Raw genomic sequence first — 17,072 nt, 5'->3', positions numbered from 1 at the left:
CTTTCTATTGTTTAAACTGGTTAATAAGACTCATTATTTCATCGGTGCTTTGAGCAGCTTTCAAATTCATCCCATAAGCACGTTGGGCGATAATCATTTGGCTAAAGGCATCAGCTAGATTAACATTGGATGCTTCTAAGTAACCTATTAAAATCTCGCTCCTTGAAGGTTCCATAGGGCCTTGAGCAGTATACTGGTTTTCACCCTTAGCAAACATTAGCGTTCCTTCACTAGAATTAAACACAGCTGGAACATCTCTATTCATTAGTACGACTTCATCGTGCGCATTTTTAACAATGCCTTCTTCGTCTTGATGAAAGTTTCCATCGCGGGTGTAATAGGTACGACCATCTTTCCCAGTTATTTGAAAATACCCTTCTCCTGAGATAGCAAATTGCATCTCTCCTGGACTTTCTACTAAACTCCCTTGTGAAAAATTAGTAGTATAATCGTGGGAGCGCGTTCCCGCCTGAATAGAAAGCTCAACATTATCTCCTAGTAATAGTCGATTATTATTGACATAAGTATTTGTCATTAATTCGTTAAAACTGGTTTCCTTAGCTTTATATGCTGTTGTATTAACATTCGCGATATCATGAGCAATAGTGTCCATCTGATATTGAATAGCATGGAGTCCTGTTTTTGAAATACTAAGTGATTGATTCATCCTGATATTCCTCCTTATACTTTGCCGATTTCACTACTTGCTCGTCGTAATGTTTCATCGCTAGCATGTAAAACTTTCTGATTAGCTTCGAAATCACGTGAAATTTTAATCATTTCAGCCATTTCATCTACGAGGTTTACCTCTGGAAGGCGATAGACCTCAGACACTTGCTTGCTAAAGGGTATATTGCCCATAGTAACTAGTTTACCTCGATTTGGTTGACCCATCCGATTTGCCAGCTGTGCTTCTACGCTTGTGCTTTGGATCATCCGCAAAGATTCAAAATCTGGCGTATTTAGATTAGAAATATTTGTACTAACCATTTCTTGTTTTTTTTGTAGCAGATTAAAATGATGTTTTAATGTATCTATGCTTCTAATCAATAATCTTCCTCCTTAATTCATCACGCAACTTATTAATGACTTTCCCGTGAATTTGAGAAACTCTAGGGATAGAAATATCATAAATGTAAGCAATTTCTTTCATTGCCAATTTTTCAACGTAAATGAGCTGTAAAATTTCTTGTTCGCGTCCCGCTAATGTTTGAATGGCCTGCCGTAAAGTCTCTTTTTCCTCTTCTAAAATTAAAGCTTGATCAAAATCTTCAATCCTATTATCAGCAATGTAATCACCGATAGTCGTATGTGAGTTTTCTTTAGAAAAAATGACTTTTTCTAAACTAATCGCGGACAAATGATGAATGGTTGTATAAATACCATCAAGCTGTTTGACTGTCACATCCATGTAGGCAGCAATTTCCGCCTCTTTTGGCTCTCTTTCTAACTCTCTTTCTAGCAATTCTTTGGTTTGGTAATAATTTTTTAATAAATCCATACCTGAACGTGTTACGGGCGAAGTCCGTCTTACCTCATCAATAATTGCGCCACGGATACGCGTGTAAGCGTAACTTTCGAACGCAACATTCTTAGAAGCATCATACTTTTCCATTGCATCTAGCAACCCAATGACTCCAAATTGATAAAGGTCATCATACTCATACTGATGGCTTTTAATAGTCATACCCTTTGCTACCTTCTCTACTAAAGGTAGATAAGTGAGAATTTCTTCTTCAGGGGTCTGTTTATTAATCATAGGTCACCTCCCGATCATTAACTTAATTAACTTTATCTACCATGCCTTCTGCAGTAATGGCGATTTCATTTGGTACTTCGTTTAAAGATAAGATGGCCAACTCAGGAAAATTGTATGCTAACAAATTTCGTAGGGCTGGACGATTTTTCGGAGATACTAATAAGACATGTGGTATCCCCTGTCTCTCTAAATGAGAATGGATACTCTTGACTTGATCGAAGAGATGATTAATGACATCCCCTTGTAACACTGGAATAGACCCTGCAGATGATTTTTGGATACTTTGACTAATCATTTCTTCTGCGTCAGGATGAACGGTTACAACGTGTAACGTGCGCGTATCATCAAGGTGAGGCTGAACTATCGTTTGTTTCAAAGCTTGGCGTACATATTCAGTTAGCAACTCGGAATCTTTCACCGTCGTCCCATAGTCAGCTAACGTTTCAAGAATCGTTACCATATCTGTAATAGGAATCTGCTCTTTTAACAAGTTTTGTAAGACTTTTTGTACTTCCCCAAGGCGCAAGACATCTGGTATTAATTCATCTACGACCACGTTATATTTTTCTTTTAATCCTTCTAGTAACGCTTGAACTTCTTGGCGTCCTAATAGCTCATGGCTATGTTGGCGAATGGTTTCTTTGAGATGCGTTACCATCACTGTTAAAGGATCTACTACCGTTAAACCATGTAAATCAGCGAGTTCACGGTCACTTGTTTCAATCCACAGGGCATCTAAACCAAAGGCTGGTTCCTTAGCCGTAATCCCCTTAACTGGAACCGACTCGCCATCCGGCATCAACAACAATGCTTTATCCATAAAGAGTTCATTTTTGGCCTGCTCATTTCCTTTTATTTTAATCACGTATTCATTGGAGCCAAGCTGTAGGTTATCACGGATTCGGATGGGTCCTAATAAAATACCCAATTCTTGGGCAAATTGTTTTCGAATGACTAAGACTTGATTCATAATATTTTCATCTTTAGTTTCATCGGCGATTTCAATTAATCCATATCCGATTTCGATGGCAATCGCATCAATTTGATGAGGGACAATGGTATTTTCATGATTTCGGTGGCGCTCTGTCCGTTTTGCTGCAATCGTAGCGCGTTCTTCTTGGGCAAGACGATTATTTTCTTTTTGATTACTCTCATTTACTAGATAACCCGCTGCTCCTGCTGCTGTTGCAATCATAAAAAACAGAAAAAAAGGAAACCCAGGTACAAAAGAAAAAACAAGCATAATACCACTTAAGATGAACAATACTTTAGCAGTAGAAAACAATTCGGGAACAAGCGAGCTCCCGAAACTCTTGGCATTACCAGAACGGGTAACTAAAATACCGGATGCGATGGAAATAAGTAAGGAGGGAATCTGACTGACGAGTCCATCTCCAATAGTTAACTTCCCAAATTGATTCAATGCTTCCATTACACCCATGCCATTTTGAACCGTAAAAATTAATATACCGCCTATAAGGTTAATAATTGTAATAATAATACTCGCTGTAGCGTCTCCTTTGACAAATTTACTGGCACCATCCATAGCCCCATAGAACTGAGTCTCGCGTTCTAAATCCTTACGACGATTCTTAGCATCTTCTTCACTTATTAGCCCGGAAGCTAAATCTGAATCAATGGACATTTGTTTTCCTGGCATCGCATCTAAAGAGAAGCGTGCAGATACTTCAGAAACACGACTGGAACCACTCGTCACAACAATCATTTGGATAATAAAAATAATCAAAAAAATAACAGCCCCAACTATTATGTTATTACCGGTTACCAGATTCGCAAAAGTAGCAATGACATCACCCGCTGAACCAACTGTCAAAATAAGCCGAGTTGAAGAAATGTTGAGTCCTAAACGAAACATCGTCGTAATCAAAAGTACAGTTGGAAAGCTGGAAAATTCTAAGACACTTTTGGTAAAAAGCGTTAAAAGTAAAATCGTAAAAGAAAGAGCCAAATTAAGAATCAATAAAAAATCTAACATTACCGCGGGTAAGGGTATGACAATCATTATCATGATTATGACCACAAAAATGGATACACTTAAATCCATAATTGCTGCTGATCTTCCTTTATTTTTTGAAAAAATGGTTGCCATACGCTGTTTCCTCCATGTCTTACCTGATTAGACTTTATTTTTTTTCATTGCTTCCATCTGATAGACGATGGCTAAAATTTCTGCAATGGCCTGATACATATCTAATGGGACTGACTGTCCCACTTCAACTGATTTAAAGAGGCTTCGTGCAACTGGTTTGTCCTCCATAATAGGGACTTGGTGTTCTGTTGCGCGTTCACGAATTAAAGCAGCCATATAGTCTGCACCTTTAGCTACAACAGTTGGAACAGCGTCTTTACCCTTATCGTAGCGTAGTGCTACCGCTAAATGTGTTGGGTTCGTAATGACAACTGTCGCCTCTTCCACATCCCGAAGCATTCGCCTCGTTAACTGGCGGTGTTTTTGTTTTCGTTGCGATTTTATATAAGGATCGCCTTCCATTTGCTTAAACTCATCTTTAATTTCTTGTTTTGTCATTTTTAATTGCTTTTGGTGATCGTATTTTTGATAGGCGAAATCGGCAACTCCTAAAATAATGAGTGTTATGGCTAATTGCTTACTGACGACTTTGATAATTTCAAGGATGACAAAGAAAATCTTCTCTGTTCCGACTGTTCCAGCATTTAAAGCATAATACCCAACCTGATTAGACGATGATTGAACAACCCAAAAAATAAGGCCTAATTTTGCTAAGTTTTTTAATAACTGAAACAAGGATTTCTTACTAAAAATATTTTTTAATCCCGAAATGGGATTTAACCGTTTAAGTTGTGGCTTCATCGGTTCGCTCGATAAGAAGAATCCGACTTGGATAATATTTGCAACTATACCAATTAAAAAAGCGAGTGCTAAAAATGGTCCCGCTAGTAAGAAAAAATAAATAATTGCTTGTATACCTAGTTGATTGACGTTATTGGCGAGGTGATCCGCATTCATATTCACTGTTAGCATTCGTTTTATAAAAGGCACCATTTGTTTCAAAGTAACACTAACGAGGCTCACACCTGCTAAAGAAAAAAACGCAAAGCTTAAACCAGAACTTAATTCCTGACTTTTGGCTATTTGACCTTTTTTTCGGGCGTCACGTAATTTTTTAGAAGTCGGTTTTTCAGTTTTTCCATCACGTTCAGCCACTTTCGCTCACCTCTCATCAGTCCCCTAAAGAATATATAAATTCATTCGTATAACGAATCATATCCGGCATCACCATACTAATCGTTCTAAAAAGCGTTGGTAAAAAAGCTAATAGAAAGAACACAACGACCAGAACCTTTAATGGCATGCTTAAAATCAAAACGTTTATCTGTGGAACAGTTCGGGAAAGTATTCCAAGCAGAATTTCAGTTAATAACGCTACAATAATTAAAGGTGCCGCTAAATTTAAAGCAATTTCAAACACCGAGGTAAAAACAGTTAAAATTCCTGATACATCAAGCTGGATAGATGTCGAAAATACTGGTAATACATCAAAAGAATAGGCAAGTGACGCCAACATTAAGTGGTGAAAGTCTCCAATAAAGTAAATAGTGAGTGACACCCAGTAATAAATTCTCCCTAAATAGGAGGCATGCAAGCCAATCGAGGGATCAAAAATTTGTGCCATTGAAAAACCTGCTTGAACATCGGCAAAAGCACCTGCCATCTCAACAGCAGAAAAAAATAATAAAGAGACATATCCAATTGCCAACCCTAAAAATACCTCTTTGAGAGCCATCCAAGCGAATAAGCTGACGCTTAGTTCCACTTCTAACCCTGAAACCATTTGATATAACGGTAAAGTCAACTCAAAAGACAAAGCAATTTTTAATAGTTGGGGCATACCTTTTAAAGAAAACCCTGGGCAAATCATAATAAAGGAACCTACCCGCATGAGTAGCAATAGAAACAGCTGGATTTGAATCATCATTGCTTACTCACCTACAACCCTGAAATAATTTCGAAAATCTTTTCGGTAAATGCAATCAAGTTATTTAACATGAAGTTGCCTAATATAATCAATGAACCCACAACAGCTAAAACCTTTGGTACAAAACTTAAAGTTTGTTCTTGAATTTGTGTCGCTGCTTGAATAATACTCACGACCAATCCAATCACTAAAGCAATGAGTAAAACCGGGCCTGCTACTGTTATAATGGTCAAAAAAGCTTCACGTAAAATATCCAAACTGGCTTGTATGGTCATCATTTACCTCCTATTGGAATCCTAAAACAACAGACTCAACAACTAAATACCAACCATCTACTAGGACAAATAATAATAACTTAAACGGTAGTGAAATCATTGCTGGTGAGAGCATAAACATCCCCATTGACATCAGAATACTCGAAACTACCATATCGATAATTAAAAAGGGTATAAATAGTAAAAAACCGATTGTAAAGGCTGTTCGGATTTCACTAATCGCAAAGGCGGGAATAACCGTAGCAAGTGAAATATCTGTTGTTTCCTGGATGGTTGTTTCTGTCTTTGATAAGTCTAAAAACAACTGCAAATCCTTATCGCGAGTCTGATTGAGCATAAAATCTTTGATAGGCATTTCTGCTCGTGTGTAAGCTTCTTCTAGATTGATTTCATCTTGCATCAAAGGTTCTAACGCTTCATCGTAGACGACAGAATAGACAGGCTGCATAATAAAAATCGTTAAAAAAACTGCTAAGCCGATTAAAACTGGATTAGGTGGGTTTTGCTGTGTCCCTAGAGAACTTCTTAAAAATGAAAGGACCATAATAATTCTTGTAAAACTTGTGGTTAAGATTAAAAAGGCTGGAATAAGACTGAGTATTCCTAATAAGACGTAGAGCTTAATGGTATCGGGTGTAGCTGGTATTTCCGTAAAAAAGGTTTCAAGTTCAGCCGCCTTTATTTGGGGCTGCCAAATTAATGAAAAAAACAGCCCGCTGCTGCTAATCTGTACAGTTCTTTTCACCCTTGTTTCCTCTTTTCTAACCATTTGTTTTTCTTACCCACTATTGTTTCTGTTAAGAATACTTTTGTTTTTTCGTTTTGCTGGGTCTGATTGTCTAGATAATTAGCCATTTGGACTTCATCCAGCTCTTTTAAAATTTCATTATGTTGTTCTGTCCCACTCATCAAGTAATGCTTCCCCGTTACTTCAATAATATATAAGGATGATGTGCGACTTAAAGGCATTTTCTCTAAAATTTTCATATTTTTTGCACCTTTAGTCGTTACTGCGTTCATCTTTTTTAAGAGGATGTTTGCCATTAGAATAACTACTGCGAGCGCACCTATACTTTTTATTACATATTCAATTCCCATTTATTCATTAAAGCCCCTTTTTAAAATTACTGCATCACCATATCAGTCACATACACGTGTTCAACAATTGTCTCGCCAAGTATTTGGTTTAATTCATCCTTTATTTCTTGTTTAATACTCAAGTTTCCGTCTACTTCACTGAAAATAGTTTCTGAAGTTTGCTTGCGTAAAAGGGAAATAATTGTGTCACGAATCATGGCTTCTTGGCTTACTAGTACCGCTTCACTATCTATACTAGAAACTTCAAAAGATAGTTCAATTCTTAAAAAACGTTTATCCGCAGTTAAAGAAGGCTTTAAATTAATTAAAAATTCAGAGTATGGCACCATAATCTGTTCTTTTTTTTCTTCTTGTGTTGACTCAAAAAAAGCTTTTGCCTGATCAGAGAAAATGAAAAAACTTATCGCGCTTCCTCCGATAATAAAAATAGCTACTATTACTGCTATTATTTTTTTTTTTAATGAGGGGAGATTTGTTTTTTCTACTTTATTCTTCATTGGATTCCTCCGCTCCGTATACTACGACAATATTCACACGTCGGTTGCGAGCACGATTTTCTGGTGTATCGTTAGCAACTAAAGGTCGTTGCTCCCCGTATCCTACTGCTGATAACCGATTTGCCCTTACTTTTTCTTCTTCGGTTAAATAGCGCAAGACAGATACAGCTCGGCTTACTGATAATTCCCAGTTAGTCGGGTATTGTCCATAGGCAGTCGGAATATTATCTGTGTGTCCTTCAATAATAATTTCATTTCCTAGTTGATTAATTAATTCTGCAACCGTCTTTAACACTTGTCGTCCCTCTCGAGAAACAGAAGCACTTTCTTTTCCAAACAGAACTGAATTGTTTATATTGACATAAATACCTTTTGCATCTGCGGTAATTGAAACTTGGTCTTCAAGTTTATTATTTTGAATAAACCGCATGACGTAGCCATACATTTCGACAAGCTGCGGGTTTAGTTCTGCTAAATCAATGGTTTCAATTGGTTGAGTCGTTACGTCAGGTGCTACGGTCTCTTCAAATGGGACGAGAACTCCCTCCATGATACCGTCTCCTCCATTCAGTAAAGATTGAGATAGCGATTGCGCAGCTTGCATAAATTTTTCATTACTAATACTTGACATCGAAAATAAAACAATAAAAAAAGTTAATAGTAATGACATCAAGTCTGAAAAGGTCGTCATCCAAGAGGCAGAACCTGAGTCGCTCTGTTTTTTATCCCGCTTTTTTCTAGACATATTCTCTTTCCTCGCTTGCCACCGTCGCTTCTGGTTTCTCTTTCAAGCGCCCACCTTCGAGATAGCTTTCTAGCTTTTGTTCGATGACACGCGGGTTTTTACCCGCTTGTATGGCTAGTGCCCCTTCCATGATCATTTCATTCGTATTCACTTCTGCTTCGGTACGAGTTTTTAGATTTTGGGCAATTGGTAAAAAGATAAGATTAGCTAACAAACTCCCATAAAAAGTCGTTAGCAATGCAACGGCCATCCCGCCCCCAATTGTTGAAGGATCGGTTAAAGAACCTAATAAATTAATCAAGCCTATCAAGGTTCCCAGCATCCCAAATCCTGGAGCCAGTTCGCCCCATTTTAAAAATATTTCTTGTCCTATATAATGCCGATCTTCCATATTATCAATTTTCGTTTCCAGAATCTCTCGAATATTGTCAGCGTCCATACCATCAACAACCATCTTCATACTCTCCGCTAAAAAGGTGTTTTCAATTCCTTCTATTTCCGCATCTAAGGCTAACAAACCTTGGCTGCGTGAAAGTCGGGATAAGCTAACGATTGTTTCAACCAGTTCTTGTTTATTGTTATCATTTTTAGTTACCAAATTTTTAAGGACGATTGGAGCATTTTTAATCTTGTCAAAAGGAAAACTGATGACTACAGCAGCAAAAGACCCAAAGACAGTAATGGCAATAGAAGGAACGTTGATAAAAGATGTTACTGAACCATCGATTGAAATGGCCCAAAATATTAAAATAAATCCAAATGCCAGAGCTAAAACGGTTGTATAGCTTTTCTTCACTCTAATTCCTTCCTTTTCATCGGATACATTATTTCTTGTTGGAATTCAATAATTTTTTGTCTGACTTCCTCCGCTGATTCTCTTACTCTAATGGTTTTTCCATCTACAAGCGTGATGATGGTATCGATTTTTTCATCAACGCGGTAAATCAGATTGTTATTGAGATAAAAATCTCTACCCGTTATTGTTTTTAACTTAATCATCGTCTTTTAATCCCTAACTTAGCGTTTCAAGGCTAATAGTTCTTCTAACATTTGGTCTGAAGTTGAAATACTACGAGAGTTCGCTTGGTAAGCCCGTTGCGTTACAATCATTTCTGTAAATTCGTTTGATAGATCCACATTAGACATCTCTAAAAAACCAGAGCGAACAGATCCAAACCCTTCTTGCCCAGCTGCACCTACATTAGGCTGACCTGAATTCATTGTCTCTTTATACATATTGCCACCCATTTTATCTAACCCTGTTGCGTTATTGAATTTAGTTAAAGAAATTTGACCCATAACCATAATCTCATCATTATAAACTCCAAGAATTAAACCGGTATCAGAAATGGAATAACTATCTAAATTCGTTCCATTATTTTCTTTTGGAATAGCAATTGCCTCCATAGGATTCGTTGCTGCATCATAAGTCAATCCAGCTGGAATTGTTCCTTGGTAGACCACTGGTGTGTCCAACATAACACCTAGAATATGGTAACCAGAAGCCGTAATGAGTTGGTTATCTGCATTTAAATACATACCACCATCGCGTGTATATGCGACGTCTTGACTGGTGCCATCACTACTAACCGTAAAGAAAGAATCTTCGCCATTTTCAATTCCAAAATCTAGTGCACGTCCCGTTGCTTGTAACGTTCCGCCGGCCATAACCTTATCAACTGCACTAACTTGCATCCCTAGTCCTGATTGTTTACTATTTTTATTTTCTTGCGATTGTTCCATTGTTTGGCTAATCATATCTTCAAAGCGAACGCGTCCTGTCTTAAAACTGGTTGTGTTCACATTTGCAATATTATTTGAGATAACATCCATTTTAGTTTGTAAATTTTTCATACCACTAACACCTGAATATAATGACTTTAACATATTAATTCCTCCACTAACTGTAGTTGTATTCACATGAGATAAGGTATAGTAATCACTTTATTACGCCTTCTTTATCCCTATTTCCAAAATATTATTCATATAGTAATCCTTACCATCTATTTGAATAGTTGCATAACCGTTAAAGAAGCGTGTTTTTTCTACTGTTCCTGTTACTTGCTGACCTTCTTGTAAAACTGTTACTTCTTTACCAATCATGGAAATCGCTTGTTGCTGTTGTGTCATTAACATGGTGGTTGTAACGGAATCACTCATACTCTTGAGTTGTTCCATCGTACTGAATTGAATCATTTGATTCATATAATCTGAAGAACTATCTTTACCACCCTCACTGGATGATAGAGCAGGCATCCGTAATGAAGCAGCCATAATTTTTAGAAAATCTTCCATATTCATTTCAGAATTAGATTTCTTACTTTGATTAATTGCTTGGTTTGTAGATCCAATTGTAAAATTTGGTGATATATCCATTTTTTTATCCTTTCCTTAAACATATAAGCTCAAGCCCAGTAAGGCTAAATTGTCACTTATTTCTGTTTCTTCCTCGCCTCTCCCATTTGAAGTATGGCGGTTTTTTGGAGGTGATTGGGTTTGCTTACGCGGATATGATTGTTGGCTTAAGTCAATCGGCGGTTTTACCTCAATCATAATCACTTGAACGATTGGATTTTTTGGTAGCTGTTCATGAATAATTGCCAGCTGGTCTACGAGTTGTTGTTTCATTTCAGGTTTTGAGACGATAATTTTTGCCTCCACCTGGTCCCCACGCCAAGTCAACTCGATTTCTAAATCCCCTAATTTTTCTGGTGATAATTTAACATGAACGCTAGCTGTAGAAGTTTTCTCTAGAGGCATTTTTTTTACAGTCACCGTAATAAGGTCACTGATTTCACGACTCAGTTGATTTGGTTCATGTACTTTAATTTCAAAAGTATCCAATTTTTTTGGAACAGCTGTTTGGACCGACCAATCTTTTGCGATAACTTGTCCAGCATTCTCTGGTTCTGATAATTTTTTTTCTAAATCAGAGGAAATAGATTTTGATTGCACCTGATCTTTAACAGGGATTACCGTAGGTATTTCCTGAACAGGTGTCTTTTCTATATGAATCCTCATAAGGTCACTGATTTCACGGTTAAGTTGGTTTAGTTCTTGTAAGGGCCTGTTAGTAGAGATTGCTTGATTAGCACTTTCACTCTCCCCAAGCGTTAAAACATCTATAGAATTTTTTGGTATTTCAGACTCGTCCTGCACTTCTTCACCGTTTATTGTTGGTTTAAATGAATGATCTACTAATTTTTCTTTTTTAGAATCTGGTTGGTCTTTTTGTGTTTCAGCTACTTCTTTCATTTCTCTAGGTATTCGATTAGGCGTTTGAATACTTTTACTTTTTTCTTCACAAGACACATCAAGAGTAATCACTGGTGTTTTTGGACGAATCAATGCATAAATTGCTTCAGTAATGACTGGTTCTATAGTACTTTCTTTCGACAATTCTTCTAATTGTTTTTCTTGCTTATTATCCTCTTGCTCATTTTTAACTTGTGGTTCTTCTGCCTGAAAATCATTTAAAAACTGACGAAAAAGAAAAGCGTCTTCTATAGGAGTTGGTAGTATTTTATTTTGGGCAGCTATCTTTACGAGTGGTGAAGTTTCAATCGTATTCTCCAGTTCTCTCACCTCTTTTCTTCTAAACCAGATAAACTAAAAAACTCTACGTTTATAGTTCATCGTTGCTATATCATCTAGTTCCATTTGTTCGCGGCGTCGTTCATTTTGATAGTAGGTAGTTAGCTCTTTCTCTTTTAACTTATCCATTATTTTGCGATCTGAATATGTTTGAACCAAATTTTTCTGTGCAGATTGAATATCTGCCAGAGTTGAATCGATTTGGTTTTTTTGCTGAATGATTTGTTCAGTAATCACGTTTTTATAGTAATCGTTATAGCGTAATGAGTGGATTTGCTTAGAATGTATATGCTCATTTTTTACTTTTATATTTTCTGTAATTAAAGATTGGAGTTGTTGATTTTCTAAACGGAGCCGTGCTTGTAACTGCGTAACAGTTAAACGAGCAGTTTCTTCAAGATCTATTCGCCAATCCAGTATTTTTGCCATTGAAAAAGGTTCTGCCACCTATATTCACCTCATCACTAATAATTTAATGTCTTTTCTAATAGTTCCTGGCTATCACTAAAAGCAAATGGTTCTTCGACTTGCTGTTTCAAAAAGTTTTTGATGGGTTGGTGCAGCTGAATAGCACGATCAATCGCCAAATTGGAACCACGCTGATAAGCCCCTACATCAATTAAATCTTTTGATTCAGCATAAACAGCCATATTTTCTTTTAACTTACCTGCCAGTTTGAATTGTTCATCGGTTACAATATCTTTCATTAATCGACTGATACTATTTTGAATATCAATAGCCGGGTATTGATTCTCAGCAGCAATTTTGCGTGAAAGGATAATATGTCCATCTAAAATACCACGAACTGTATCGGCAATCGGCTCGTTCATGTCGTCTCCTTCGACTAAAACGGTATAAAACGCTGTAATCGAGCCTTTATCCGACATACCGCTACGCTCCAAAAGCTTTGGTAGCGTAGTAAAAACTGAGGGCGTGTAGCCCTTGGTTGTTGGTGGCTCACCTGTTGCAAGACCAATCTCACGCTGTGCCATGGCAACGCGGGTAACCGAATCCATCATCAACACCACGCGTTTACCTTGATCACGAAAGTATTCGGCAATTGCAGTCGCTGTATAGGAACCCTTCAAACGGACAAGTGGCGGTGAGTCAGAGGTCGCACAAACGACAACTGATTTTTTATATCCTTCTTCACCTAGATCGTTTTCGATAAATTCCATCACTTCACGACCCCGCTCACCTATTAAGCCAATGACAATGACATCTGCCTCGCAATAGCGAGCAATCATGCCGAGTAAGGTGCTTTTTCCAACCCCTGATCCAGCAAATATGCCAATTCGCTGTCCTTCTCCTACTGTAAGAGTAGCATCAATCGCTTTTATACCAGTTGGTAGTATTTTTTCGATTCTTTTACGTTTGAAGGGATCTGGTGCATCACCATTTACTTCTCTAAAATCACCTTTTATATCTATTTGATGAGACATGGGTCTCCCTAAACCATCTATCGTTGTTCCTAACAACTGATCGGAAACTTCTACACGTAAGGAGTGCCCCGTCGGATAAACCACGCAACCAGGTCCAATACCTTCTAAATTATCCAAAGGCATCAAAAGAACTGTACGTTCTACAAAACCGACGACTTCACATAAGACCTTTTTCTCAGATGACTTAATAGTAATTTCACATACCTCGCCAATAAAAGCCTCTAGCCCTTCCACTTTGATAACCAAGCCAATAACTTCGCTTACTTTACCTTTTACATGGTAAAAAGATTTCTGTTTTATTTTTTTTTCATATGTTTCGAATGGGAGACTAAACATATTCAATCACCGGAACTTCTTCTAGCTCTCTAACCATCGTTTCCAGTTGTTGCTTTACTTGTAGATCAATAATGACGTGCGAGCTCTCAACGATACACCCATGTTCTTCTAAGTGTGCATCTAGAAGAATTGCAAAGCGATAAAGAGGGAATTTTATTTCAAGTTCCTTTACTTTTTCTTTCATGAATTCCTCTAGCTCTGGTTTTACGGTTAAGGTAACAAACTTATTTTCTTGCTCCATTTGATTTAAAACGGGGTAAAGTAGCGTCAAAATCTTATCATCTGAGCTATCAATTTTTTCGTGAACAATTTTTTCTGCCATCTGGGCTGCTAAGTTGATGATTTCGAGTCGTTTATCCTCATAAAAAGCAAGCACTTCACGACTCGCGTCCTTCAACATCTGTTGCACACTTTCTTTTATTTCTCGAGATTCTTGATGCGCTTTTTCTATACCCCTTTGATAACCTGCCTGAAAACCTTCCTTTTGCCCTTTTTTTTCTCCTTCTTGAAACCCCTCTTCTTGAGCTAAAAATCGTATCTCATCTGCTTCAGATTGAGCTTTTTGTAGAAGCACCATGCTACTTGCTTGAGCATCTTCCATGTAACGGGCTGCTGCTTGTTTTTCCTCATAGTATACGTCTTTCTCTAGCGTAGCGGGTGGCGCTACGCTGACAGAATCTACTTGAAAATCAGTTTGAACCAAGGCTTTTACGCTATCTGAAACCGACTCTTCAGCCTTAATGATTTTATGAAACAATTGCATCTTCTTCCCCTCTTCTCAAGTAAATCTCGCCGCTTTCATCTAAATTACGAATAACAGCCACAATTTTTTGCTGCGCCTCTTCAACTGCTGATAAGCGAGCCGGTCCCATAAATTGCATATCTTCTTTCAGTGTATCCACTGCACGTTGCGACATATTTTGGAAAATAATATTACGGATTTCATCCGAAACACCTTTAAGAGCTAACATGAGATCATCGTTTTCAACGAGACGCAAGACTTTTTGAACATCAGATTCTTGTAAGGTAATAATGTCTTCAAACGTAAATAGATTTGCTCGTACCTCATCTGCAAGTGCTGGTTGACTCAAGTCTAGTGCACTTAAAATATTTTTCTCAGTGCTTCTTCCAACCGAGTTGAGGATTTCTACTAAGGTATGAACACCACCTACTGTTTCAGTCTCATTCTCAATGTAGTTAGAAAATTTACTTTCAATGACTTTTTCAATTTTCTCAATAACTAGTGGTGACGTCCGTGTAATTGTTCCAATCCGTTCGGAAATATCTGTCTGCAACTCAATTGGAAACTGTGCTAAAATTGCTGCCGCTTTATCCGGCTGCATGTAGCATAAAATCAGTGCAACCGTCTGTGGCTGTTCATTTAATAGCAAATTCTTCAATTGCATCGGATCTGCTTTACGCGCAATATTAAAAGGCCGTTCACGTAATTGTATTTGCGTCAGCATATCGATGACTTCCTTAGCACGTTGGGCTCCTAGGGCACGGTTTAAGACTTCACGCGCGTATTCAACTCCGCCATCCACAACATATTGACGCGCCTGCGATAATTCAATAAATTCCTCCAATATCGCTTCATGTTCATTTGGGTTTACATAGTCAATATTTGCAATTTCATAACTGACTTTTTGAATCATACTGTCCGGTAAAAGTCTGAGAATTTCCGCAGATGTTTCTACTCCCAGTGAAATAAGGAGAAGAGCTGCTTTTTTAATTCCAGACATTCCAGTTACTCCAGCTGTTTCTTCCATATCTTTACTCATCCTTTAGCCACATTTTTATCATGTCTGCCACTAAATCGGGGTTTTCTTTCGCTTGTTGGTAAGCATTTTTTTCTTTTTCTAGTTTTTCATCTTTTAACAAATCTTGTAAGGAATCTAAATCAGCTTTTTCTGAATGAAGCGTTTGTTGGTTGGGTATTTCCTCTTCAAAATTATCTTCAAGACCAGAACGACGTTTTCTAGAAAGGAGTAACACTATTAAAAGAGCTGTTAAAAGCAAAAACCCACTCCCTGCAAAAATCCAGGTTTTGTAACCTCTCCAAACCGTGCCAATGACGCCATCAAGCTCTGGTGCTGGTTCAGCTGGTAAATCCTCGACTAAAAATTTAGTTGCGGTAATTTGGATACTATCGCGTTCGGTTGCTCCCAAAATGTTTCGAGCTATAACATCTAATTCTTTAACATCAGCTGTGCCGGCATTATAAAGAATAGATGCGGATATCTTTTCGACTTCGCCTGTTTCAACAATGCGTTTTATTTTAGTCGTGTCGTATTCATAATTCGTAGTACTATCATAAGAAGCAGTATTACCACCTTCTCCTTCTAGCACTTCATTAATAGCAACATTATTGCCATTTAAAGCATTATCCCCACTTGAAATTTCACCGCCAGACGCCGTAATATCTTGACTACGCATATACGGCTCCGTCTTTTTTCCCGCTTGGTCTACGCCATAATTGACAATCTCTTCTTCAGCCACATCGAAATTCATTTTGACATTAACCGAAACGGATAAATTCTCTGGACCATAAACAGGCGCTAATGTTTCTAATAATTTTCGCTCTAATTCTTGCGCATACTCATTTTCAATCTGGCGATTTTGTGAAGCTAAATCAGCAGACTGAAGATTCGTTCCTGATTGAATAAAACCGCTTAACAGACGTCCCGTCTGGTCTACAATGGACACATTTTCTAAAGGTAAGTGATCAACGGCTCCACTCACTAAGGCAGCAATTCCTTGTATAGCTGCAGAAGACAAATCACGACTCCGGTCCGTTGTGACTACAATAGAAGCCGTCGTTGTTTTCACATCTTCTGGGCGAGTAAAGACGTTCTTTTCTGGTAGAGATAGAAGAACTTTGACACTAGACACACCATCAAGGACTCCGATTGCTCGCTCTAACTCACCTTGGATTGCACGTTGCTGCATAATTTCTCGGTCTTCATCGGTCGCCATCATACTCGTATCATCAAAAATTTCAAATCCCATTGAGGAACGTGGCAACATATCATTAACAGCTAATTCAATTCGATACTTATCTACATACTTTTCATCAATGTAAATCGTAGTTCCACTATCTTCTAATCGATAAGCAATTCCTTGCGTCTCCAAATCTGCTACAATCTTTCCTGAATCAGCTTCTTCTATTTCTGAAAATAATAAGGAATAGTTTATTCTTTGAGATAATAGCGTGCCAATTAGACCTAAACTTATGGCTATTGTAAGAAAACTTATCAATCCGACCCGTTTTAGTGGCGTTAGGTTACCCCATCCTGATTTCAGTGTATCTTTTAAATTTTTAAAAACCCCCATCATTCCCCTTAGCTCC

21 protein-coding genes are annotated in these 17,072 nt (G+C 37.7%); all 21 read right to left on the bottom strand.

All coding sequences use genetic code 11. From position 1 onward, the window contains the following. Window positions 1-4: 4 nt before the first annotated feature. The 21 genes from BW727_RS09415 to fliF are packed head-to-tail and all read right to left on the bottom strand — an operon-like array spanning window position 5 to window position 17,059. Window positions 5-667, bottom strand: coding sequence for a flagellar hook-basal body protein (locus BW727_RS09415; RefSeq protein ID WP_062467781.1), 663 nt, complete (start codon window positions 665-667; stop codon window positions 5-7). 14 nt (window positions 668-681) lie between these two features. Next, entirely contained in the window at window positions 682-1,050 is a 369-nt protein-coding gene (locus BW727_RS09410; RefSeq protein WP_062467782.1) for a flagellar basal body rod C-terminal domain-containing protein, read from the bottom strand. Continuing rightward, window positions 1,043-1,759, bottom strand: a complete 717-nt coding sequence (locus tag BW727_RS09405; RefSeq protein ID WP_174446763.1) for a sigma-70 family RNA polymerase sigma factor — start codon at window positions 1,757-1,759, stop codon at window positions 1,043-1,045. The genes BW727_RS09410 and BW727_RS09405 overlap by 8 nt, the downstream gene beginning before the upstream one ends. A gap of 22 nt (window positions 1,760-1,781) precedes the next feature. Beyond that, window positions 1,782-3,869 carry a flagellar biosynthesis protein FlhA gene (flhA, locus tag BW727_RS09400; protein ID WP_062467783.1) on the bottom strand — a complete coding sequence of 696 codons (2,088 nt, stop codon included), beginning with the start codon at window positions 3,867-3,869 and terminating at the stop codon, window positions 1,782-1,784. Between the two features lie 27 nt (window positions 3,870-3,896). After that, window positions 3,897-4,964, bottom strand: coding sequence for a flagellar biosynthesis protein FlhB (flhB, locus tag BW727_RS09395; protein ID WP_062467784.1), 1,068 nt, complete (start codon window positions 4,962-4,964; stop codon window positions 3,897-3,899). 16 nt (window positions 4,965-4,980) lie between these two features. Beyond that, window positions 4,981-5,736, bottom strand: a complete 756-nt coding sequence (locus BW727_RS09390) for a flagellar biosynthetic protein FliR (protein ID WP_062467785.1) — start codon at window positions 5,734-5,736, stop codon at window positions 4,981-4,983. Between the two features lie 11 nt (window positions 5,737-5,747). Beyond that, window positions 5,748-6,011, bottom strand: coding sequence for a flagellar biosynthesis protein FliQ (gene fliQ / locus BW727_RS09385; RefSeq protein WP_062467786.1), 264 nt, complete (start codon window positions 6,009-6,011; stop codon window positions 5,748-5,750). A 10-nt stretch (window positions 6,012-6,021) separates the two neighbouring features. Further along, window positions 6,022-6,780 carry a flagellar type III secretion system pore protein FliP gene (gene fliP / locus BW727_RS09380; protein WP_062467787.1) on the bottom strand — a complete coding sequence of 253 codons (759 nt, stop codon included), beginning with the start codon at window positions 6,778-6,780 and terminating at the stop codon, window positions 6,022-6,024. Continuing rightward, window positions 6,753-7,109 carry a flagellar biosynthetic protein FliO gene (locus tag BW727_RS09375; RefSeq protein WP_062467788.1) on the bottom strand — a complete coding sequence of 119 codons (357 nt, stop codon included), beginning with the start codon at window positions 7,107-7,109 and terminating at the stop codon, window positions 6,753-6,755. Before BW727_RS09375 ends, fliP begins: the two co-directional genes overlap by 28 nt. Window positions 7,110-7,135: 26 nt before the next feature. After that, the gene (locus tag BW727_RS09370; protein ID WP_062467789.1) at window positions 7,136-7,606 is read right to left on the bottom strand and encodes a flagellar basal body-associated FliL family protein; all 471 of its coding nucleotides are present in this window, start codon (window positions 7,604-7,606) and stop codon (window positions 7,136-7,138) included. Continuing rightward, window positions 7,596-8,351 (bottom strand): OmpA/MotB family protein, encoded by a 756-nt coding sequence (locus tag BW727_RS09365; RefSeq protein ID WP_062467790.1) that lies wholly within the window; start codon window positions 8,349-8,351, stop codon window positions 7,596-7,598. Before BW727_RS09365 ends, BW727_RS09370 begins: the two co-directional genes overlap by 11 nt. After that, a complete protein-coding gene (locus BW727_RS09360) occupies window positions 8,344-9,147 on the bottom strand; it encodes a motility protein A (protein WP_062467791.1) in 804 nt (267 codons plus the stop codon). Before BW727_RS09360 ends, BW727_RS09365 begins: the two co-directional genes overlap by 8 nt. Beyond that, on the bottom strand, window positions 9,144-9,350 hold the full coding sequence (locus BW727_RS09355) for a flagellar FlbD family protein (RefSeq protein WP_062467792.1): 207 nt from the start codon (window positions 9,348-9,350) through the stop codon (window positions 9,144-9,146). The genes BW727_RS09360 and BW727_RS09355 overlap by 4 nt, the downstream gene beginning before the upstream one ends. A gap of 18 nt (window positions 9,351-9,368) precedes the next feature. After that, window positions 9,369-10,238: a flagellar hook-basal body complex protein gene (locus tag BW727_RS09350; protein ID WP_062467793.1), complete on the bottom strand. Its 870-nt coding sequence runs from the start codon at window positions 10,236-10,238 to the stop codon at window positions 9,369-9,371. A gap of 60 nt (window positions 10,239-10,298) precedes the next feature. Continuing rightward, complete coding sequence (locus BW727_RS09345) at window positions 10,299-10,727, bottom strand: hypothetical protein (RefSeq protein ID WP_062467794.1); 429 nt, start codon at window positions 10,725-10,727, stop codon at window positions 10,299-10,301. Window positions 10,728-10,742: 15 nt separating this feature from the next. After that, the gene (locus tag BW727_RS09340) at window positions 10,743-11,936 is read right to left on the bottom strand and encodes a flagellar hook-length control protein FliK (protein WP_062467795.1); all 1,194 of its coding nucleotides are present in this window, start codon (window positions 11,934-11,936) and stop codon (window positions 10,743-10,745) included. Between the two features lie 24 nt (window positions 11,937-11,960). After that, window positions 11,961-12,392 (bottom strand): flagellar export protein FliJ, encoded by a 432-nt coding sequence (gene fliJ, locus BW727_RS09335; protein ID WP_062467796.1) that lies wholly within the window; start codon window positions 12,390-12,392, stop codon window positions 11,961-11,963. A 17-nt stretch (window positions 12,393-12,409) separates the two neighbouring features. Continuing rightward, entirely contained in the window at window positions 12,410-13,723 is a 1,314-nt protein-coding gene (gene fliI, locus BW727_RS09330; RefSeq protein ID WP_062467842.1) for a flagellar protein export ATPase FliI, read from the bottom strand. Further along, window positions 13,716-14,486 carry a FliH/SctL family protein gene (locus BW727_RS09325; protein WP_062467797.1) on the bottom strand — a complete coding sequence of 257 codons (771 nt, stop codon included), beginning with the start codon at window positions 14,484-14,486 and terminating at the stop codon, window positions 13,716-13,718. Before BW727_RS09325 ends, fliI begins: the two co-directional genes overlap by 8 nt. Continuing rightward, the gene (gene fliG / locus BW727_RS09320) at window positions 14,470-15,504 is read right to left on the bottom strand and encodes a flagellar motor switch protein FliG (protein ID WP_227807184.1); all 1,035 of its coding nucleotides are present in this window, start codon (window positions 15,502-15,504) and stop codon (window positions 14,470-14,472) included. Before fliG ends, BW727_RS09325 begins: the two co-directional genes overlap by 17 nt. Next, window positions 15,497-17,059: a flagellar basal-body MS-ring/collar protein FliF gene (fliF, locus tag BW727_RS09315; protein WP_062467798.1), complete on the bottom strand. Its 1,563-nt coding sequence runs from the start codon at window positions 17,057-17,059 to the stop codon at window positions 15,497-15,499. Before fliF ends, fliG begins: the two co-directional genes overlap by 8 nt. Between the last annotated feature and the right edge of the window lie 13 nt (window positions 17,060-17,072).

This window comes from Jeotgalibaca dankookensis (assembly GCF_002005405.1).
Lineage (GTDB): Bacteria > Bacillota > Bacilli > Lactobacillales > Aerococcaceae > Jeotgalibaca > Jeotgalibaca dankookensis.
This window is presented reverse-complemented; position numbering and strand designations above follow the sequence as displayed.